The following is a 20,561-nucleotide window of genomic DNA, read 5'->3' as shown; positions in this document are numbered from 1 at the left end:
CCTGGGCGCGCGTACACTCTATGGAATGTACTGTTCCGATTCGCGCAAAGCGGGTCGGGCCATCGCCCAGGAGTGCTTTATGAAGATCGACCCGCGTATAAGTGCCGAACTGGCAAGGCTTGAGCCCAATCAGGTTGGCGTCCTGGCCTGGTCCTTGTTGGCACACCCGCCAATCAGCATGGCCGGTGGCATCCCCGGCCAGCCTGATCCCGATACCCCCAACGAACAACCGACCGAACCCGGCGAGCCCACTTTGCCTGACGAACCGCCTCCTGCGCCGGTTGCCTGACATCGCCTGCGTTTGCCGGTGTTTGTAGGAGCGAGCTTGCTCGCGAAGAACGCGAGGGCAATGCGTTTTCCCGGGAAGCCCGCGTCAGCGTTAACGTCCATCGCGAGCAAGTTCGCTCCTACAAGGACACCGGCCAAATTTCGTTGTCGCCGATGACAAAAATCCTGCAGTCGTCGTCCCGTTCAACCTGATAGCCGCCGGTAAACGCGCCGAAGGCGGGTAGCAGGCTGATATCCCCGCCAAGTCTGAAACAGGCCAATCGCAGGCTCTGCCGACCCCGTCCGTTCAGGCGATAAACCGGATGCACGTGCCCGGCGAGCACGTGCCGTTGCGGGTGCGGCTTGGGTTCGTGTTGCAAGGCGAACGGCCCCAGCAGCAAGGGCTCAGGCACCACGCGAATGTTCAACGAAGCCGGCGGGTCCCCGGCGCGCTTGTCGTGGTTGCCGCGAATCAGCGTCATCGGCAGTTCGGCGTTGCGTGCTCTCCAGTCAGCCAAGGCGTTCAGGGTGGCGCTCGCATGTGAGCCCGGTCCGTGAAGAAAGTCCCCGAGGAAAATTAGCTGTCGGCAAGGCAAGCTGGCCAGCAGTCCGTCAAGCACGGCGATATTGCTGCGGGTGGTGCCCTGCGGGACCGGTTGGCCAAGGCTTCGGTAAGCGGCGGCCTTGCCGAAATGCACGTCGGCGATCAACAGGGCATGTTGCGCTGGCCAGTAGAGGGCTTTTTCCGGCAGCAGCCAAAGCTCCTCACCGGCCAGGCGCACGGGGTAGGGCGAACTCATCGTGCTTTCCCCATACCGGCGGTTTTCTCGAGGTCGCTGACCATGCGCCTGATGCGGTCGGCGAGTTTTTCCGAGCTCATGCTCTCGCGCATACGTTCCACCAGCAGTGGAAACCCGAGGGGCGTAGGACGTTTGACCAGATGCAGGTCGAGACGCAGACGACGGATGTGCGCCAAGGTCTGTTCCAGGCGATGAATATCCAGTTCTTCGCGCAGGACTTCTTCGCCGGCTTGGGCTAACAGCAGGTTTTCCGCGTCGTACTGTCTGAACACCTCGAAAAACAATCCGCTCGACGCTTGAACCTGACGTGTGCTTTTCGGTGCGCCGGGGTAACCGGCGAACACCAGTCCGGCGATCCGGGCGATTTCCCGAAAGCGCCGCAAGGCCAGTTCTCCGGCATTCAGGCTGGCGAGTGCATCCGCCAGCAAATGCTCTGGACTGAACAGGTCGGGGTTCAATGCCTGCGCCCAATCCACAGGGGTGGCGCTGAGCAGTTCCAGCCCGTAATCATTGACCGCGATGGAAAATGTCAGTGCCTGCTGCTGGCTGACTCGCCACGCCAGCAAACTCGCGAGGCCCAGATGCACCTGGCGGCCGGCGAAGGGATACAGGAACAAGTGCCAGCCCTCACGGGACTTCAGCGACTCGGCCAGCAACGATTGCGACGTCGGCAAACCAGACCAGCGTTGCTGCACCTCCAGCAGAGGGCGCAATGCCTGCATTTCCGGGCCGCTGAACTCGCCGTGCGCCGCTGCACTGAACCGCTCGACCACCGCTTGTGCCAGTTCATTGGAAAGTGGCATGCGCCCGCCATTCCAGCGCGGTACCGCGGCTTTCTTCACGGTGCTGCGTTTGACATAGGCGGTCATGTTTTCCACGCGCACCAATTCCAGCAGGCGACCGGCAAACAGAAAACCGTCACCGGGTTTGAGCCGTGCGATGAAACCTTCTTCAACACTGCCCAGTTGCTTGCCGCCGCCCTTGCTCCAGAACTTCAACTGAATACTCGCATCGCTGACAATCGTGCCGATACTCATGCGGTGGCGTCGGGCAAGTCGCGCATCGGGTACCCGCCAGATTCCCTGTTCATCCGGTTCGACCCGGCGGTAATCCGGATAGGCTGTCAGGGAAAGTCCGCCATGGTGTACGAAAGCCAGGGCCCAGCTCCAGTCCGCCAGGGTGAGATCACGATAAGCCCAGGCTGTGCGTACTTCATCAAACAATTCATCGGGCACAAACCCACCGCCCAGGGCCATGCTGACAAGATGCTGGACCAGCACATCCAGAGGTTTATGGGGTGACTTTCGAGGTTCGATCCGTCGTTGCGCCACCGCGTCCTGTGCCGCTGCCGCTTCGATCAGCTCCAGGCTGTGCGTCGGTACCAGTGTCACCCGTGAAATCCGCCCCGGCGCATGCCCCGATCGGCCCGCACGCTGCATCAGCCGCGCCACGCCTTTGGCCGAGCCAATTTGCAGCACCCGTTCCACCGGCAGGAAATCCACTCCCAGATCCAGGCTGGAGGTGCAGACCACCGCCTTGAGTTGACCCTCCTTGAGGGCGCGCTCCACCCAGTCACGGGTTTCACGGGATAACGAACTGTGGTGCAGTGCGATCAGCCCGGCCCAGTCCGGCCGCGCTTCCAGCAACGCCTGATACCAGATCTCCGATTGCGCTCGAGTGTTGGTGAAGACCAGGCTGCTGGCGCTGGCTTCCAGTTGCGCGGCGACCTGCGGCAACATTTTCAGACCGATATGTCCGGCCCATGGAAAGCGTTCGATTTCGGGCGGCAGCAGCGTGTCGACCTGCAGTTTCTTTGGCGTGCGGCCTTCTACACTGACGCCGCCTCCCTGTGGGATCAAAACCTGTTCGGCGTGGGCTTGATTACCCAGCGTTGCGGAAACGCCCCATACGATCAATTGCGGATTCCAGCGGCGCAGACGGGCGAGGGCCAATTGCAGTTGCACGCCGCGTTTGTTGCCGAGCAATTCGTGCCACTCGTCGACCACCACCAAGCGCAACGTCGCGAGCGCCGTTGCCGCGTCTGCCCTGGCAAGCATCAGGGTGAGGCTTTCCGGCGTGGTGATCAGGGTGGTAGGGAGGCGCCGGTTCTGGCGCGCGCGTTCGCTGCTGCTGGTATCGCCCGTACGCAGGCCGACGCTCCACGGAATCTGCAGGTCTGGCAACGGCCCTTGCAGCGCGCGGGCGGTGTCCGCCGCCAAGGCGCGCATCGGGGTAATCCACAGGACTGTCAGGGGGGGAGAAACTACCTTTCGTTTACGCGAAGTTTCAACAGTCGGGGAGCAGCAAGCAAAGCGATTGAGTGCGCCAAACCAGATCGCATAGGTTTTGCCGGCGCCGGTGCTGGCATGGAGCAACCCGGACTGCCCGTGCTCGACGGCCGCCCATACCTGTTTCTGGAAGTCGAACGGCTTCCAGTCGCGAGCGGCAAACCAGCGTTTTGCGAAGTCGTTTTGGGTTCCCATTCGGGCCGCATGCGCTCTGAAAGGCTTCTTTCAATGACCACGTCGGGCTGGCAAAGGTTTAATCAAATGCCTGGCTCGGCTCACTTGCCGCTGCGCCATCCGCGCACTTTTCATATTCGGAAATAACTGTGTTAGTGGCTGAAACCTATTGGCCGATTGGCCGTGGTTTTATCGCTGCACCGGTCGCGCTGGCGCATTTTGCGAAAGCCGACCGCGCGCCGTTGTCCATGAACAGGAAAAGGAATATTCAGATGAAGTCAGTTCGTGCGGGGCATTTGCGTGCCGATTTGATCGCGCAGAGTGCGAGTGAGCCCCTCGCGTTTCGAGCGGCGCCCACGCTCGACTATTTCGAGCAGCCGGGCCTGCACTGCCTCGGGGCGAGCAATGGTCAGGACAAAGCATTTTACGTCTATCTGCCGCGCGGTATCGAGAGTGGCAGGTTTCATCTGGGGCTGAGTGAGCGCTCACCCATGATCATCCATGTGACGGGCGACTCGGAAGCGGAGCTGTATCGAGGGGCGCTTGAGTTGACGGTGGGAGGCGACGCACAGTTTGCCGGTAGTTTCCGTGGTCTGGACGCTGAAGGAATCGAGGTGGAGAACGGCAGCTTCAGGCTTGAGCACGCCAGTGGCTGAACCTCAAATGAAAGGGAAGCCCATGCTCCCCTTTCAACTGCGACCGTTACTTCAGGTTGCCGCTGAGGAACTGTTTAAGACGCTCGCTTTTGGGGTTGCCCAGTACGTCTTCCGGCGCGCCTTCTTCCTCCACCAGGCCCTGGTGCAGGAACAACACCTGGCTCGACACTTTGCGCGCGAAGCTCATTTCGTGGGTGACCATGATCATGGTCCGGCCTTCTTCGGCCAGGCCCTGGATCACCTTGAGTACTTCACCCACCAGTTCCGGGTCCAGTGCCGAGGTCGGTTCGTCGAACAGCATCACTTCCGGCTCCATCGCCAACGCGCGGGCAATCGCCACTCGTTGTTGCTGGCCACCGGAAAGGAATGCCGGGTACTGATCCGCTACGCGCGCCGCCAGCCCGACCTTGTCGAGGTAACGCCGGGCACGGTCTTCGGCTTCCTGCTTGCTGCAGCCCAGCACCCGGCGCGGGGCCATGGTGATGTTTTCCAGCACCGTCATGTGGCTCCACAGGTTGAAATGCTGGAACACCATGGCCAGGCGGGTGCGGATCCGTTGCAGTTCATCGGCATCGGCCACGTGCATGCCGTGACGATCCTTGATCATGCGAATGGCTTGGCCGTCGAGGCTCATGGCGCCGTCGTTGGGTTGTTCGAGGAAATTGATGCAGCGCAGGAAGGTACTTTTCCCGGAGCCACTGGCACCGATCAGGCTGATGACGTCGCCCGTGTTGGCCTTGAGCGAAACGCCCTTGAGCACCTCATGATCGCCATAGCTTTTATGCAGGCCTTCAATGGTCAGTTTGTACATGGAGCATGCATCCTCAAGGCGAAAGTAGGTAGCCGCTGCGATAGGCTTCGGCGCCCGCGACGTGGGCGATCACCATGCCAGCCGTGGCCATGCGCCGCAGCGAACGGGCGTACATCAAGCCGGCGGCGGTGCAATGGACAGGCGTGACGCGGTCGCTGATCGGGTCAATGATTTCGGCGATCACTTGCCCGGCTTCGAGGTATTGCCCCGGCAGCGCACTGAACACCAGCAACCCGCCGATCGGCGTCGCCACAGGTTCCACGCCGGCCAGGGGAGTGGCCGGGTAGGGCAGGTCGGGCAATGGCGCCGGTTCACCGGCAATCGCGCCGAACTGGATCAGGTAATCGACCAGCGCCTGGCAGTCGAGGCTCGCCAACGGGTGGCTGACGTCGCCCTGGCCGCGCAGTTCGACGGTGACCGAAAAACTGCCCAAGGGAATGTCGAAGTGCTCGCCGAACCGCTCTTTCAACTGCCACCAGAGCAAGGTGAAGCACTCGTCGAACGACTGGCCGCCGGAATCGGTAGCCAGCAGACTGGCTTGGGCGCCGATGTAGCGGGCCAGCGGCTCGACCTGCGACCAGGCCTCGGGCGTGGTGTACAGGTGGGCGACAGCTTCGAAATCGCAATGCAGGTCCAGCACCATGTCGGCATCGCAGGCCAGCCGTTGCAGGGTCAGGCGCTGGGATTGCAACTGGGTGCTGGCGGTCTGGCGTGCCAAGGCTTGGCGCAGGCTGTCGCGGATCAGTTCGAGGTTGCGCTGCGGGTCGTCGCCGAGTTGGCCTTCGATCGCATTGCCGACCTCTTCGCTCAAATCGACGAACCAGCGGTTGAAGTTCTGCCCGCTTTCGAGCTCATAGCGGCCCAGCGGTACATCCATCAGCACCTGTTCCAGGCCGGCCGGGTTGGCCACGGGCACCAGGACGATTTCGCTGCGCAGTCGGCCAGCGGCTTCCAGCTCGGCCAGGCGTTGCTTGAGGTGCCATGCCACCAGCATGCCGGGCATTTCATCGGCGTGCAGGGATGACTGGATGTAGATCTTGCCCTTGGCCGGTTGTGGGCCGAAATGAAAACTGTGGATCTGTCGTGCGGTCCCCGGCAAGGGGGCCAGCAGGTCGTGTATCTGGTGGCGCATTTTTTTCTTATCCCGAAGCGGGTCCTAGTGGGTCGGCCCGAGGAAGGCCAGCCAGCGGCGTTCGGCGAGGCGGAACAGGCCGACCAGCGCAAAGGTGACGGTCAGGTAGATCAGCGCGGCGATGCCGAACGACTGGAAGGTCAGGAAGGTCGCCGAGTTGGCGTCCCGAGCGACTTTCAGGATGTCCGGGATGGTCGCGGTGAATGCCACAGTGGTCGAATGCAGCATCAGGATCACTTCGTTGCTGTAGTAGGGCAGCGAGCGACGAAGGGCCGAAGGCATGATCACGTAGGCGTACAGCTTCCAGCCTGTCAGGCCATAGGCCTTGGCTGCTTCGACTTCACCATGGGCCATGCTGCGGATCGCCCCGGCGAAAATCTCCGTGGTGTAGGCGCAGGTGTTCAGGGCGAAGGCCAGGATGGTGCAGTTCATCGCATCGCGGAAGAAACTGTCGAGTATCGGTTGCGCGCGTACGGCGGCCAGGCTGTAGATCCCGGTGTAGCAGATGAGCAGCTGGATATACAAAGGCGTGCCGCGAAACAGGTAGGTGTAGAACTGCACCGGCCAGCGGATGTAGAAGTGCGGTGAGACCCGGGCGATCGACAGCGGAATCGAGACGATGAAGCCGATGAAGATCGACGCACTGAGCAACCACATGGTCATGGCCAGGCCGGTGATGTTCTGGCCATCGGTGTAAAGGAAGGCTTTCCAGTATTCCTGCAGGAGTTCGATCATCGTACGGCCTCCCGGGTACCGGCGGCGTAGCGGCGTTCGAGCCAGCGCAGAATGACGTTGGAGGCACTGGTGATCGCCAGGTAGATCAGGGCGGCGAGTACCAGGAAGTAAAACAGTTGATAACTGCTTTTACCTGCATCCTGGGCAGCCTTGACCAGGTCGGCGAGGCCGATGATCGACACCAGTGCAGTGGCCTTGAGCATGACCATCCAGTTGTTGCCGATACCCGGCAGGGCATAGCGCATCATTTGCGGGAACACCACGATACGGAAACGCTGGCCGCGCTTGAGCCCGTAGGCGGTGGCCGCTTCGACCTGGCCGCGAGGCACGGCGAGGATGGCGCCGCGGAAGGTTTCGGTGAAATACGCGCCGTAGATGAAGCCCAGGGTCAGTACCCCGGCGCTGAACGGGTTGATCTCGATGTATTCCCATTCCATGTAGTCGGTGAGCGACGTCAGCCAGGTTTGCAGGCTGTAGAAGATCAGCAGCATCAGCACCAGGTCTGGCACCCCGCGAATCAGCGTGGTGTAGCACTGGGCAAGCAGGCGCAGCAATTTGACTTTTGACAGCTTGGCACTGGCGCCCAGCAGACCGAGCAACACGGCCACCAGCAGCGACATCGCCGATAACTTGATGGTCATCCAGGTACCTTCCATCAGCAGCGGGCCAAAGCCCTTGAGGCTGAAGGCGGAAAGCCCCAGGTTTTGTAATAGGGTTTCGAACATAAATCAGCAACCTGATCGGATGAAAAAAGCGCCCATCACGAGATGGGCGCCGGGCATTACTTGCCGCTGTACAGGTTCAGATCGCCAAAGTGTTTCTTTTGAATGGTGGCATAGGTGCCATCATCGTGTAACGCTTTGATACCTTTATCCAAAAGTGCTTTCAGCTCGGTGTTACCTTTCTTAATACCGATTGCAGTCTTGGCTGGCAGCAGTTCGCTGTCGACGGGTTTGCTGATTTCGTAACCGGCGCCGTTTGGCGACTTCAGGAAGCCAAGTTCAGCTTGCAGCATGTCCTGGATCCCGGCGTCGAGACGACCGGAAGTCAGGTCGGAATACACCTGGTCCTGGTTCTGATAGGCCTGGGTTTTCACCCCAGCCTTGTCCAGAACGGCCTTGGCATAGGCTTCCTGGATGGTGCCTTGTTCGTAGCCGACGGTCTTGCCTTTCAGCGAAGCGACGTCTGCCGTGATGCCGGAACCTTTCTTGGACACGTAAGCGGTCGGGCCGGAGAACAGTTCGCTGGAGAAGTCGATGACTTTTTCGCGGGCCGGGGTGACGGTCATCGAAGAGATGACACCGTCGAATTTATTGGCCTTGAGACCAGGAATCATGCCGTCGAAATCGCTCTCGACCCATTTGCACTTGACCTTCAACTCGGCACAGATCGCATTACCCAAGTCGATGTCGAAACCTACCAGGTTGCCGTCGGCCGCTTTCGACTCGAACGGTGCATAGGAAGGGTCAACACCAAAACGCAATTCCTTGTATTCCTTTGCCAGCGCGGAGCCGGCTGCTACGCACAACGCCAGTGCAGAAAGGGTCAGCAATGCTTTTTTCATTATTCAATCCCTAAGAACCAATATGAGCGCTTGTGGCGCAGAATTATTGTTACTGGTAAGCGTAAGTCCTGATGAAAGTAGCAATTTCCGAACCAGAGTGCCGAACAAGCGTTTAAAAGGTGTTCGGGAAATTGCAGGAGGGGATTAGTGCACGAAAATGGGCGTCATGAAAAGCCCGCACTTTTTTGGTTCTGCGTGAAGCTGGCAAGGATGAAGATCAGCCAAGCAAATCCTGCAGTGTCCCCAGGTGATCAGCCTCTTCGACCGACTTGTCCTGGCGCCAGCGCAGCATCCGCGGAAACCTCACCGCAATCCCGCTTTTGTGGCGTTTGGACAGGGCAATGCCCTCGAAACCCAGTTCAAACACCAGGCTCGGCTTGACGCTGATCACCGGGCCGAATTTTTCCACCGTGGTCCTGCGTACGATGTTGTCGACCTGGCGCATTTGCTCATCGGTCAAACCCGAATAGGCCTTGGCGAACGGCACCAGGGCGCGCTCACTGGCGTCGGGTGGTGCGTCCCAGACAGCGAAGGTGTAATCGCTGTAGAGGCTGGCCCGGCGGCCATGACCGCGCTGCGCATAGATCAGCACCGCGTCGACACTGAACGGGTCGACCTTCCATTTCCACCAGACCCCCATGTCCTTGGTGCGCCCGACGCCGTAGAGCGCGTCCCGCGCCTTGAGCATCATGCCTTCGACGCCGAGCCTGCGTGATTCTTCCCGCTGCCGGGCGAGGTCGAACCAGTCTTCCCCGGTCAACAGGGGCGAGGCGAGCAGCAGCGGATTGTTAGCCTGGGCGATCACCCGCTCCAGCTGACTGCGCCGAAGGCTTTGCGGCTGGTTGCGCCAGTCCGCCCCCTGCCATTCCAGCAAGTCGTAGGCGAGGATGGCCACAGGCACCTCATTGAGAATCTTGCGGGTCAGGTTTTTACGGCCAATCCGCTGTTGCAACAGGGCAAAAGGTTGCACGGCAGGGGCCTCCGGGGCGGGGTCGAAGGCAACTTCCGTGTCCGATCGAGCGGCTTTCCAGGCGACGATCTCGCCGTCGATCACGGTACCGTCGGGCAGGCAGTGGATCAGGCTGTCGAATTCCGGAAAGCGATCGGTGACCAGTTCTTCACCCCGCGACCAGATCCACAGGCGCCCCTCGCGCTTGACGATCTGGGCCCGGATGCCGTCCCACTTCCATTCCACCTGCCACCGGCTGGCGGCACCGAGCTGCGCCTCGAACTGCTCAACCGGTTGCGCCAGGGCATGGGCGAGAAAAAACGGATACGGCTGACCGCCCCGTTGCGCATGCTCGTCGGGCGATTGTGCGGCGATCAACTTCAGGTAGCTGGCGGCACTGGGCCGGTTGGACAGGTCGGTATAGCCCACCATTCGCTGGGCCACGCGTTTGCTGTCCAGTTGGGCCATGGACGCCAGGGCGCGGGTCACCAGCAACTTGGAAACCCCGACGCGAAAGCTGCCGGTGATCAATTTGATGCACAGCATCAGGCTGGGACGGTCCAGTTGCGACCAGAGAACGGGCAGGCGTTCGGCAAGCACATGCGGGGATTCGCCGCGCAATGGCAGCAGTTTTTCTTCGATCCACACCGCCAGGCCGTCGCCGGAACGGTAGGGCATTTCGGGCAGCACCAGGGAAATGGTTTCCGCCAAATCGCCCACCGCCTGGTAGCTCTCTTCGAACAGCCAGGATGAAAGCCCGGAATAGGCCACTGCCAACTCCCGCAGGATGCGAACCGGCACCAGTTGCCTTGGGCGTCCACCGGACAGAAAGTACACGGCCCACGCGGCATCTTCCGGTGTGGCTCGGGCAAAGTAATCCTGCATTGCCGCGAGCTTTGCGTTGCTCGACGTCGTGGCATCGAGTTCGGCGTACAGTTGGGCGAACGCCTTCATGGTGCGGCCTCGATGGCTTCGACTGTCGATGCTTCCTCATCGTCGCCGTACTCGGTACTGAAACCTTGGGCATCGAGGCCTTGTTCGCGCAGGTGGCGCACCAGTACCGCGACAGAACCGTGGGTGACCATCACCCGCTCAGCCCCCGTCTGTTCGATGGCCCAGAGCAAACCGGGCCAGTCAGCGTGATCGGACAACACGAAACCGCGATCCACTCCGCGTCGCCGACGGGCTCCGCGCAATCGCATCCAGCCGCTGGCGAAGCCGTCGCTGTAGTCGCCGAAGCGGCGCATCCAGGTGCTGCCACCGGCGGAAGGTGGCGCGATGACCAGCGCTTGGCGCAGGATCGGATCATTCTTGTTGAAGTCACCGGCGTAGAGCGTTGGCGGCAGATCAATGCCGGCCTCACGATAGACACGGTTCAACGGCTCGACCGCGCCATGCGCCAGGATGGGGCCAAGGCTGGCATCGATGCCGTGGAGGATGCGCTGGGCCTTGCCGAAGGAATAACAGAACAGCACGCTGGCTTTGTCTTGCTCGGCGTTGGCTTGCCACCACTGGTTGATCTCGGCAAAGACCTGCGCCTGCGGCTGCCAGCGATAGATTGGCAGGCCGAATGTCGACTCGGTGATGAAGGTGTGGCAACGCACCGGCTCGAATGCGGCGCAGGTGCCATCGGGTTCGATCTTGTAGTCCCCTGACGCGACCCAGACCTCCCCGCCATATTCCAGGCGCACCTGGGCCGAGCCGAGTACGTGGCCGGCGGGGTGGAAACTCAGGGTGACGCCGTGATGCAGCAGTCGCTCGCCATACGCCAAAGTTTGCAGGTTGATGTCCTGGCCCAATCGCGCACGCAGAATTCCTTCACCGGATGCTGCCGCCAGGTAATGCTGGTTACCGGTTCGGGCATGGTCACCATGGGCGTGAGTGATGACGCAACGCTCAACCGGCCGCCACGGGTCGATGTAGAAATCGCCGGCAGGGCAGTACAAGCCTTCGGGACGCGCGATGACAAGGTCCACGTTGCTATCCAGGTGGAGGGTCTTGTTAGCTAGGAGACTGGCGCGGTGGAAGAAGTTCTATCGGGATGTCCAGGCAAACAACCTACCCCTGTAGGAGCGAGCTTGCTCGCGAAAGCGGCTTCACATTCAACCTGTATGTTGACTGGTACACCGCCTTCGCGAGCAAGCCCGCTCCCACATTTTGGTCCCGCGTTATTTGCCAGGTGTCAGGGTCAGGCGCTTGGTTCCATACACCCGGTCAAAATTCGCCGGCTGCATCGGCAAGCTCTGGTACTGCCCCTTCAGCCACGGCTCGATGCCGTTGAGGTAGTTTGGGCTGGCCGGGTTGCCGGACTGGCCGGTGGCGATCTGGCCCATCAACGGTTCGGGCTGGCCGAAGTCGACGATCAATCGCATGGCCGGTACCCGGGTCGTGTTGAAGTCCTGGCCCACGGCATAGGCGGCCGTGTTGAGGGTCGTCTGGTCGCCACCGGCCGGCTGTGGACCGCGCACGGTCTGGCCACTGGCGTTCTTCCACTCATAGCGGTGCAATTTACCCCACTGCCAGGCTTTGTGATCGCCGCCCAACTGACTGTCGCCGGCAGTGATCGCTGCGGCCAGGCTGCGGGCGAGGATTGCCGGTTTGTCTTCTTTCTGCGCGGTGCGCACGTCATCCCAGAACGGACTGTCTTCGCGCCCCAGCAAATGGTCGGCCTGGGCCGCGTAAGACAATGAGCCGTTGGCGATGAAGGCTTGCCACGCCGGGCTGCCTTGCGGTCCCAATTCATCGAGGAAAATCTGCCGGGTGCTTTCCTGCAGGAACAGCTCATAGATCGCCGCGTCGGCGGAGGTCGCGCCGAGTTTGCCGTCAAACGCCATCAAGCGGGTCAAGGCCTCGCGTGCCTTGCCGCGATCCGCCACTGGCAAGGCTTCGATGGCCTGCTTCAGCGGTTGGGACATCCCCGGTGCCTCGAACATCTTCTTCAGTTTCGCGGCGAACGTGGTGGTCTGGTCGTATTGCATGGCGATCAGGCTACGGGTGTCATGTTTGCCCACCCCAGCCAGCTCGGCCAAGCGCTCGCCGCGTTCCGGTGCCGACCAGGAGTTGGACAGCTGCATGCCATAGCCATGGGGAATGACCCGCTGGTTGGCGGTGCCGAGCCAGCCCTGGGCCGGGTCCTGATCGTAGGGGTGCAGCATCGGGTCGGCGTAACCGTCCCAATCGTAACGCCCCTCCCAGCCGGGCGAGGGCAGCAGGCCTTCGCCTTCGCGGCGGTTCGGATAGCGACCGGTGACCTGCCAGCCAATATTGCTCGCATCGGCGAACACCAGGTTCAGGGCAATGGCCCGAATCTCGCGGCTGGCGTCCGACGCTTTCTCGACGTTCTGCGCACGGGACAGGTCGAAGAAGGCGTCCAGGCTCTTGTCATCGGTGAAGCTCGGCGTTTGCAGGGCCAGGCCGAATCCGCTGCCCTGGGCCAGGCCTTGGGCACTGTTGAGCAGGGGGCCGTGGCGGGTTTCGAACACCGCTTCGCGAATCGGCCGCTGGCCTTTGACGAAGTAGGTTTCGTTACGCACGATCGCCGGCTGCCACTTGCCAGCGGTCTCGTAGGACAGGCCATTGCCCTGGCGTTTGATTTTTTCCAGGAACAGGTCCTGGTTATCGCCCATGACGGTTGTCATGCTCCAGGCCACTTTGCCGTTGAACCCGTCCAGTACCATCGGCAAGCCGGCGATGGTCGCACCGGAGGCCTGATACTTCGGTGCGCGGATCTGCACGTAGCTGAACAGCGACGGCACCCCCATCGGGCCATGGCTGTCGCTGGCCAGCAGGCTTTTACCGCTGCGGCTGCGTTGCGGCGCAATGGCCCAGTTGTTCGATGAAGTGGCGCCCAGCAGGTTGAGTCCGGACAACTGGCCGGTGGCCTTGCTGATGTCAGCCAGCCCCGGTACTTGGCCGTTGAGCTTGATGCCTTGCAGCTTCTCACTTTCGCCCAGCGGCAGTTTTTCATCCGGAGCCGAAGGGGTCAGCCACGGCAGTTTGTCGGTGGTGACGGTCTGGGCCAGCACCAGCGAGGCAATTTCCTCGGGCAGGTTGGCGGATTGGCTGAAGTTGAACAGGCAGAAGATCAGCGCCGAATCTTCCGGCTTCCAATACTCGGGCTTGTACCCGGTGGCAACGAGGTCGGCAGGCAGCTTGTCGCGGTAGCGGAACAAATAGGCGTTGACGCCGCGGGCATAGACTTCGAAGAAGCGCTTGAGCCGCGGTGAAGAGGCCTTGTACAACTCGCCGGCGTTTTTCTTCAGGTTGACCGCGCGCATATAGCGGTCAGCGTCCAGCACGTCCGACCCCTGCATCTCGGCCAATCGACCCTGGGCAAGCAGTCGCAGAGTGACCATCTGAGTGATGCGGTCACTGGCGTGCACATAGCCGAGGGCAAACAGTGCATCGTGGAAACTGTTGCTTTCGATCAACGGCATGCCCATGGCATTGCGCCGCACCGAAACGTTCTGCGCCAGCCCTTTGAGCGGCTGAACACCGGAGGTGGGCGGGAGGGTGTCCTGGGCGTTGAAGCTCTGACAACCGGTCAGGCTTAAAACACCCGCCACTGCTGCGGCAACGCCGAACCGGGGTAGAAAATGTGAAAGGGCTGGCGAGGCCATGGCAAAGCTCCTGCGGGGTAGAGGCGGCGGCGCGCAATAAAGGCGCTACGTTAGTGAGCAGGAGGGGGCCGCGCAAGCGGGAGGCGGGGTTATTTCAACAATCGGCCCGATGGCGCCATCCGTCGACCCTGTTAGTTCTGACAGTAGACAATCAATTGTGTCGAACGGACTCTGGTTTCCTGCTCACGCTGTCTTCAGCGTTCCAGGCGCACGGAGTCTCTACATGAACAGCAAATGGCTGGTTAGCTTCGTGGCAATCTGTCTCGGTGTCGGCGCACTGCTCTTTTCGGCGAAGCAGGCGACGGTCAAGCGCAGCCCCTATACGTTGTTTGAACCGCCCATGACGGTTGAACAAAAAGCCGAGGTGCAGCAGCAAATTGACCGACAACTCATTCATAAGTCTGGCGGGCATCAAGTCAGTGCGACTCAAGTGACTTACGACAACGGTGCCGCCGTGCTGACCTTCCCGGTACCCGGCGACGCAGGTCAGTCGGATAGCGCCTGCGATTACGGTTACGTGTGTCTCTGGACCGCTGCGGATTTCGCTGGCAGGAAATTGTCCTTGCTCAGCACCGCGAGAAGCCGCCCGGTCAATCTGTCCGACTACGATATGAACGCCCAGGTCGTCTCCTGGCAGCACAACAATAAGGCCCACTCAGTGAAGATCTTCGGTGTCGATGGACCTGGCGCCAGGGGCAACATGGTGATGAGCAATATCAGGGAGGTGATCCTGGGCAGGGGCTGTTGTCCGTTCAGTCTTCCCGACGATGTGCGCATCATTGACTCCTGGACGGAGATCAAGGCCCAGAACCGATTGACCGAGCATAACGCCCGGGTCGTGAGCATCGCGTTTGCCCCCATGTTCATGTTGTTTGCCCAGTGAATGCATCAGCTGGCACCCAGACCTGCAGCTGCTGAACCGTTTTTGTCCTCAATGCTGGCCGACTAGTGGCCTTGCAAGCCCAAAGCCGGTGTCTATGCTGAGCCCTAATTAACCATATCGATCGTTATCGGCGTATGTGGTCCATCGAGCCAAGCTGCCAGAGTGCGCAACCCAAGGCACCGACACACTTGCAGGACGTTATCCGGAAATGGAGTTCGCTTATGAGCACGTTAGGGCTGGCCCGACCCCGGGCTATCAAGAGAAGGATGTCTTGATGAGAGTGGCGTGTTAAGGACCTCTCCGATCGAACATCACCTATCACCTGATTGATTCCTCCTCGTTGGAGGAACGCGTGTACCTGTTCTATTGAACGTAGTGGTGGATTTTGAAAGACCGGCAACTTTCATGAATGCGCATAGGTGATACGACCATGTTTAACCTGCATCACAAGGCTGACCTGCTGGAAATCGAACGTTTCAGCTGCGCGCTGACCGAAGCCAACGCCAAGCTGGCGGCTGTCAGTCGGTCCATGGCTATGATTGAATTCACCCCCGATGGCATCGTGATCGAGGCCAATGAGAATTTTTGCAAAGCCATGGGTTACAGCGGCGAAGAAGTGCGCGGCAAACATCACCGGATATTCTGCGAGGAGGCGTTCTACCGCAGTGAGGAGTACGCCAAATTGTGGCGCGATCTCGCACGGGGCGAGCCGATCAGCGGCACCTTCCAGCGCTTGAACAAGAGCGGCAAGGAGATCTGGCTCGAAGCCAGCTACATGCCGGTGTTGGGTCCCGACCGCCAGGTGCGCAGCGTGATCAAGGTGGCCACCGACATTACCGCCCGAGTCAACCAGGACCACGAAAACCAAAGCAGGCTCGCCGCCCTTGGCCGCTCCATGGCCGTAATCGAGTTCACCCCCGAAGGCCGAGTGATCACGGCAAACGACAACTTCCTGAAAACCACGCAGTACTCGCTCAATGAAATCGTCGGGCAGCATCACAGCATGTTCTGCCATCGCGCCGAAGCAGAGTCCCAGGGCTACAAGAACTTCTGGGCCTCACTCAACCGAGGCGAATATCATTCCCATCGTTTCGAGCGCAAGAACAAGCAGGGCCAGACGATATTCCTTGAGGCCTCCTACAACCCGTTGTTCGACGCCAAGGGTCGCCTGTACAAGGTGGTCAAGTTCGCCAGCGACATCACCCAACAGATGACCACCCTGCAAACCGCCGCGGACTCGGCCCACAGCACCTCGGTGCAAAACGACGCCTGCGCGCGCAAGGGCTCCGAGGTGGTGCAGCAGACGGTGCAGATCATCCAGGACATTTCCAAGGACCTGAACCAGGCGGCGCTGAGCATCGACGCGGTGAACAAGCAGTCGGAGATCATCGGCTCGATCGTCCAGACCATCCGCGGCATTGCCGACCAGACCAACCTGTTGGCGCTCAACGCCGCCATCGAAGCGGCCCGCGCCGGCGAACATGGGCGAGGGTTTGCCGTGGTGGCCGATGAAGTGCGCAGCCTGGCCGCACGCACCAGCCAGGCCACCCTGGAAATCGTCGATGTGGTGCGCAAGAACCACGACCTGTCATTGAGTGCGGTGTCGAGCATGCAGTCGAGCCTGAGTCGAACCGGACTGGGCGTGGAACTGGCGAACGAGGCGGGGGAGGTGATCCTCGAGATCCAGCAGGGCTCGCGGCATGTGGTGGACGCGATCAGCCAGTTCAACTCGACCTTGCAGTTGAACTGACCGGCACCTCTCCTGTAGGAGCTGGCTTGCCAGCGAAGGCGTCCAGAAGATCGATCAAAGGTTCAAGGCCGCCTTCGCCGGCAAGCCGGCTCCTACATTTGTTGCTGGGTGATTTCACCACTGTATTGGGCTTTCTCGGTTTGAGCCAGCTTCGCCTTGTCCAGCAGGCGCTCGGCTATTTCCTCGCCGATGGCTTGTTGTTTCTCCGGCGGCATCTGATCGATCTGCTCCTGGGTCAACCCCATCTCCTCCAGGATCGCATCGCGCATGCGCTGTTCCGGGGTCTTGCTCATGTAGTCCTTGAATGCGGACGTCGCCGAGCCATCGCCAATCCTGTCCTTGACCTCGTCAGGCAGTGGCGCAGTGGTCGCTTGCAGGCCCACGCGGGTCTTGGCGAACGCTTCATCGACGTTGTCGCTGATCCGGCTGGCTTCGCTCACTTGTTGCGTGGCCAGTTGCGTGGCGGATTCCTCGACCTGCGTGCTGGCTTGCGTGGTCTGCGCCTGCACGTTGTTTTGCAGGGCCTGGGTCATGACGCTTTGCAGGCCGGCGGCGGCTTCGGCGACCGAGTCTTCACCGGGGCGTTTGGGGAGGGGCGTTACCAGGTTCAATTTTGCACTGACCAACATGATAGGCAGACCTTGTAGGTATTGGCGGTGCAGTGCATTGAGCAAAGAGTATGCCTATACAATAAATTCCTTCAATATCAATAAGTTGAGACTTTACAACCGACAGCTGACCCACAGGCTGCGGTCAACCCTTGCCGTCGGGCGGCAAGGGTTTGCAAGGCATGACTAATCAAGGCAGGCCATTACAGCAGTGTTTGAGGAAGCCCGGGTGTTGCGCCAGGCGCTTGAAATACTCGTCGACGGCCGAATAGTCGGGCCGCTCCATGGGCGTCATCAGCCAGCGGTTGACCGAGAGCCCAATGACAATGTCGGCCACGCTGAATTTTGCCCCGGCGACATAGGCCTGGGTGGTCGCGAGCTGATGTTCGAGAATGGCCATCTTCTGGTTCCAGCCGCGTACGCCGACTTCGATGCGATGGGCTTCCTGGAATTCCGGATCCTTGCGCACCAGCGCCATGAACGCGTAGCTCCAGGACGAATTGAGATCGGTGGCCTGCCAGTCCATCCACTGCTCCACCCGGGCGCGCGCGGCCGGATCGCTGGGCAGCAGCTCCGTATGGTGGTGCTGGTGCCTGGCGCTCAGGTAGCGGCAAATGGTGTTTGACTCCCACAGCACACCGGCATCATCGATGATCACCGGTACCTGTGCGTTGGGGTTGTACCGCAGGAACTCGGGGCTGTGGGTCGAGGCAAAACCGCTGCCCCAATCCTCGCGTTCATAGGAAAGGCCCAGTTCCTCACAGGTCCACAGGACCTTCCTGACGTTGATCGACGAGGCTTTTCCCAGAATCTTCAGTGTGTGTTCCATGGAACGACTCCAGCGAGAGTGGCGTATATTCAAGTGTAGGAGCTACCGCAGGCTGCGATCCTTTGATCTTGGTTTGCGCAGCAATAGCACGCAGCAGTGGTGAGGGAGGGAACTCCTTAACCACAATGGACAATCAATTAGGAAGACTCGATTCTCGTCGAACTAATCAGGTCTTCGACCAGGGTTGACCGGTTCGCCGTTCGTGTGGCCAACCCAAGTATAGCCTTGGGCCAATCAAGCCCAAGCGCTCTGTAGTGCAGGCCATCGCGTTGAATTCGCTGCATCGATGCGGGTACGACCGCAATACCCATCCCCGCTGATACCAGGTTAACAGCGGACGATAGTTGGGGAGCCTGCTGACGGATGATCGGATTGAAACCACTCTGCCGACAGGCAGCCACGATATCCGCACTCAGTCCATAACCGGATTTGCGCGAATACAGGATGAAGTTCTCCTGCCGTAAATCAGCGAGGGACAGTCGCTGGTACGACGTTAATGGGTGGCCATCTGGCAGGACAACAATAAGGGGTTCTTCGGACAGGGTGATGAAATCAATATCGCCGCCCATGGCAAACGGAGGCCTCACAAACGCGGCGTCAATTTCTCCACGGCCGAGTCTGGAAATGAGTGATTCGCTATTGTTCTCTTCAAGGTTGACCTCAACCTTGGGGTGCTGTTGCTGATACCGCCTGATCAAACCGGTGACCGTATCGTTAAACGAGGCGGATTCGGTAAATCCCAGGTTCAATGAGCCGACCTCACCTCGCGCAACGCGGCGCGCATTTTTTTGGGCGTCCTCGGCACGTGCAAGAATGTCTCGTGCTGATACCAGGAATGCCTTGCCTGCGTCGCTGAGTACGACGCCGCGTCCTACACGGTGGAAAAGCGGCGTACCGATTTCATCCTCCAAATCACGTATCTGCTGTCCAAGCGGGGGCTGGGCGATTCCAAGTTGTTCGGCTGCTCGTGTGAAGTTTTCAGCTTGGGCCGTGACGACGAAATAACGTAAGTGCCTGAGTTCCAATTAGGACTCCAAAGATACTGATTCTGGATTTTCTAAATATTAGACATTTTATTTTTCCGCCGCCATGCTTCTCCTACGCTAAAAGTGCAGTCGGTGGTTCGATCAGGACGAATACGTCCGTGAACCGAAGCCGCAGAACATAGGAAAGTAATATGGATGCTCAACTGATAATAGTTGCCGGACTGGTCGCTGTGACAATCTTGCTATGGGCAACACGTAGACTTCCGGAGTACTTGACTGCACTTTTGTTTTTCGCGGTTGCGATGATCCTCCATGTCGCTCCCGCTTCCTTGATCTTCTCCGGTTTTACCTCTGCTGCATTCTGGCTCGTCATTAGCGGCTATGTCATCGGGATTGCTATTCGTAAAACGGGATTGGCCTCTAGATTTGCCAGGGTACTCGCGGTCCATCTTTCCAGGTCTTACCCGCAAATGGTCGCTGGCATAGTCGGCCTCACTTACATGCTTGCCTTTGTTATGCCTTCTAACATGGGACGTATTGCACTTCTAATGCCGATCGTACTGGCGCTTGCTGATCGAGTGGGTTTCAGGGAGAAACGTCCAGGGCGTATAGGGCTTTCACTCGCTGTCGGCTTTGGCACCTTCCAACTTTCGGCATCCATTCTGCCAGCGAATGTTCCAAATCTTGTTATGGCCGGGTCGATCGATACCACGTACGGGATTCAACTCTCTTATCTGCCGTATCTGATACTACATGCACCCGTACTTGGCATTCTGAAGGGGGCTGCACTGTGTGCATGTGTTGTCTGGTTATTTCCGGATAAGGTGGAAAAAAGCATAGAAGTGGAACCCACTCGTCCTTTGAGTCCTGAGGAAAAGAGATTAGGCGTTCTCTTGCTGATGACCCTGGGACTCTGGCTTACCGATTCCTTGCACGGAGTTTCTCCTGCTTGGGTCGGTCTCGTGGCAGCTTGCTTATGCCTGCTTCCACGAGTCGGCTTTGTATCCAGTGACGAATTTGGTCAAGAGGTAAATCATCGGACCGCGGTGTATGTTGCAGCAATCCTCGGCCTCGCTGCACTTGTAGGACAAAGCGGACTGGGAACCTTTATAGGAAATGAACTACTGGCTATCGCACCGTTGGATCCGTCCTCACCGTTCAGCAGTTACGCCTTGATCGTAGGGTTTTCCACGCTGCTCAACTTTGTGGTCACAGCGAACGGAGTGCCAGCCCTATTTACTCCCCTGGCGCAGTCGTTAGCCACTGCATCCGGGTTGCCTTTATTAAGTGTTCTGATGATTCAGGTCATCGGGTTTTCAACACCGCTCCTGCCCTACCAAGCCTCACCGATTGTTCTCGCCATTGAAATGGGAAGAATCCCTTTCATGGCAGCTTTACGATTGAGTCTTGCGCTTGCACTCATTACCTTTGTTGTATTGGTTCCCATCAATTATGGATGGTTCGTCTTTCTGGGTTGGTTACCCTGACCCTGAAGCACGTTACAGGTTAA

Annotated in this window: 18 protein-coding genes and 1 pseudogene; 6 read left to right on the top strand and 13 right to left on the bottom strand. The window is 59.7% G+C overall.

Features of this window, described 5'->3' with window-relative positions; translation table 11 throughout:
• Positions 1-79: 79 nt before the first annotated feature.
• The gene (locus NQL71_RS08455) at positions 80-289 is read left to right on the top strand and encodes a hypothetical protein (RefSeq protein ID WP_017336784.1); all 210 of its coding nucleotides are present in this window, start codon (positions 80-82) and stop codon (positions 287-289) included.
• Positions 290-407: 118 nt separating this feature from the next.
• Here NQL71_RS08455 and pdeM read toward each other — a convergent pair whose 3' ends face one another.
• Positions 408-1,067 carry a ligase-associated DNA damage response endonuclease PdeM gene (gene pdeM / locus NQL71_RS08450; protein ID WP_046816562.1) on the bottom strand — a complete coding sequence of 220 codons (660 nt, stop codon included), beginning with the start codon at positions 1,065-1,067 and terminating at the stop codon, positions 408-410.
• Positions 1,064-3,550, bottom strand: a complete 2,487-nt coding sequence (locus tag NQL71_RS08445; RefSeq protein ID WP_274642520.1) for a ligase-associated DNA damage response DEXH box helicase — start codon at positions 3,548-3,550, stop codon at positions 1,064-1,066. The genes pdeM and NQL71_RS08445 overlap by 4 nt, the downstream gene beginning before the upstream one ends.
• A 134-nt stretch (positions 3,551-3,684) precedes the next feature.
• On the opposite strand from NQL71_RS08445, the gene NQL71_RS08440 reads away from it, so the two are divergent.
• Positions 3,685-4,185 (top strand): hypothetical protein, encoded by a 501-nt coding sequence (locus tag NQL71_RS08440; RefSeq protein ID WP_248686066.1) that lies wholly within the window; start codon positions 3,685-3,687, stop codon positions 4,183-4,185.
• Positions 4,186-4,231: 46 nt separating this feature from the next.
• Here the strand turns inward: NQL71_RS08440 and NQL71_RS08435 are convergent, their stop codons facing one another.
• From NQL71_RS08435 to NQL71_RS08400, 8 genes are all read right to left on the bottom strand, one after another.
• The gene (locus NQL71_RS08435; protein ID WP_020797089.1) at positions 4,232-4,996 is read right to left on the bottom strand and encodes an ABC transporter ATP-binding protein; all 765 of its coding nucleotides are present in this window, start codon (positions 4,994-4,996) and stop codon (positions 4,232-4,234) included.
• 13 nt (positions 4,997-5,009) lie between these two features.
• A complete protein-coding gene (locus NQL71_RS08430; RefSeq protein WP_077184390.1) occupies positions 5,010-6,128 on the bottom strand; it encodes a succinylglutamate desuccinylase/aspartoacylase family protein in 1,119 nt (372 codons plus the stop codon).
• Positions 6,129-6,152: 24 nt separating this feature from the next.
• Complete coding sequence (locus NQL71_RS08425) at positions 6,153-6,863, bottom strand: ABC transporter permease (RefSeq protein WP_046816566.1); 711 nt, start codon at positions 6,861-6,863, stop codon at positions 6,153-6,155.
• Entirely contained in the window at positions 6,860-7,588 is a 729-nt protein-coding gene (locus NQL71_RS08420; protein WP_046816567.1) for an ABC transporter permease, read from the bottom strand. Before NQL71_RS08420 ends, NQL71_RS08425 begins: the two co-directional genes overlap by 4 nt.
• A 56-nt stretch (positions 7,589-7,644) precedes the next feature.
• Positions 7,645-8,427 carry a transporter substrate-binding domain-containing protein gene (locus NQL71_RS08415; RefSeq protein WP_046816568.1) on the bottom strand — a complete coding sequence of 261 codons (783 nt, stop codon included), beginning with the start codon at positions 8,425-8,427 and terminating at the stop codon, positions 7,645-7,647.
• A gap of 217 nt (positions 8,428-8,644) precedes the next feature.
• The gene (locus NQL71_RS08410; RefSeq protein ID WP_274642519.1) at positions 8,645-10,330 is read right to left on the bottom strand and encodes an ATP-dependent DNA ligase; all 1,686 of its coding nucleotides are present in this window, start codon (positions 10,328-10,330) and stop codon (positions 8,645-8,647) included.
• The gene (locus NQL71_RS08405) at positions 10,327-11,352 is read right to left on the bottom strand and encodes a ligase-associated DNA damage response exonuclease (RefSeq protein WP_274642518.1); all 1,026 of its coding nucleotides are present in this window, start codon (positions 11,350-11,352) and stop codon (positions 10,327-10,329) included. Before NQL71_RS08405 ends, NQL71_RS08410 begins: the two co-directional genes overlap by 4 nt.
• Positions 11,353-11,544: 192 nt before the next feature.
• Positions 11,545-13,995, bottom strand: a complete 2,451-nt coding sequence (locus tag NQL71_RS08400; RefSeq protein WP_077184381.1) for a penicillin acylase family protein — start codon at positions 13,993-13,995, stop codon at positions 11,545-11,547.
• Positions 13,996-14,218: 223 nt separating this feature from the next.
• Between NQL71_RS08400 and NQL71_RS08395 the strand changes: the two genes are divergently transcribed.
• The 3 genes and pseudogenes from NQL71_RS08395 (at position 14,219) to NQL71_RS36750 (ending at position 16,628) form a co-directional block, all read left to right on the top strand.
• Positions 14,219-14,878 carry a peptidase inhibitor family I36 protein gene (locus NQL71_RS08395; RefSeq protein ID WP_166618502.1) on the top strand — a complete coding sequence of 220 codons (660 nt, stop codon included), beginning with the start codon at positions 14,219-14,221 and terminating at the stop codon, positions 14,876-14,878.
• A gap of 409 nt (positions 14,879-15,287) precedes the next feature.
• Positions 15,288-16,082, top strand: a pseudogene (locus NQL71_RS36755) (PAS domain-containing protein); the annotation flags it as partial.
• Positions 16,083-16,088: 6 nt separating this feature from the next.
• Positions 16,089-16,628, top strand: coding sequence for a methyl-accepting chemotaxis protein (locus tag NQL71_RS36750; RefSeq protein ID WP_425520679.1), 540 nt, complete (start codon positions 16,089-16,091; stop codon positions 16,626-16,628).
• 92 nt (positions 16,629-16,720) lie between these two features.
• Here NQL71_RS36750 and NQL71_RS08385 read toward each other — a convergent pair whose 3' ends face one another.
• From NQL71_RS08385 to NQL71_RS08375, 3 genes are all read right to left on the bottom strand, one after another.
• Complete coding sequence (locus tag NQL71_RS08385) at positions 16,721-17,257, bottom strand: hypothetical protein (RefSeq protein ID WP_166618500.1); 537 nt, start codon at positions 17,255-17,257, stop codon at positions 16,721-16,723.
• A 169-nt stretch (positions 17,258-17,426) separates the two neighbouring features.
• Entirely contained in the window at positions 17,427-18,065 is a 639-nt protein-coding gene (locus NQL71_RS08380) for a glutathione S-transferase family protein (RefSeq protein WP_077184371.1), read from the bottom strand.
• Positions 18,066-18,202: 137 nt separating this feature from the next.
• Positions 18,203-19,090 (bottom strand): LysR family transcriptional regulator, encoded by an 888-nt coding sequence (locus tag NQL71_RS08375; protein WP_046816576.1) that lies wholly within the window; start codon positions 19,088-19,090, stop codon positions 18,203-18,205.
• Positions 19,091-19,242: 152 nt separating this feature from the next.
• Between NQL71_RS08375 and NQL71_RS08370 the strand changes: the two genes are divergently transcribed.
• Positions 19,243-20,538, top strand: a complete 1,296-nt coding sequence (locus NQL71_RS08370; RefSeq protein WP_046816577.1) for an SLC13 family permease — start codon at positions 19,243-19,245, stop codon at positions 20,536-20,538.
• Positions 20,539-20,561: the final 23 nt, after the last annotated feature.

It is taken from the genome of Pseudomonas serbica (assembly GCF_028823535.1).
In the GTDB taxonomy this organism is placed as follows: Bacteria; Pseudomonadota; Gammaproteobacteria; order Pseudomonadales; family Pseudomonadaceae; genus Aquipseudomonas; species Aquipseudomonas serbica.
Note: the sequence above shows the minus strand (reverse complement) of the source record. Positions and strands in the feature narration are given on the sequence as shown.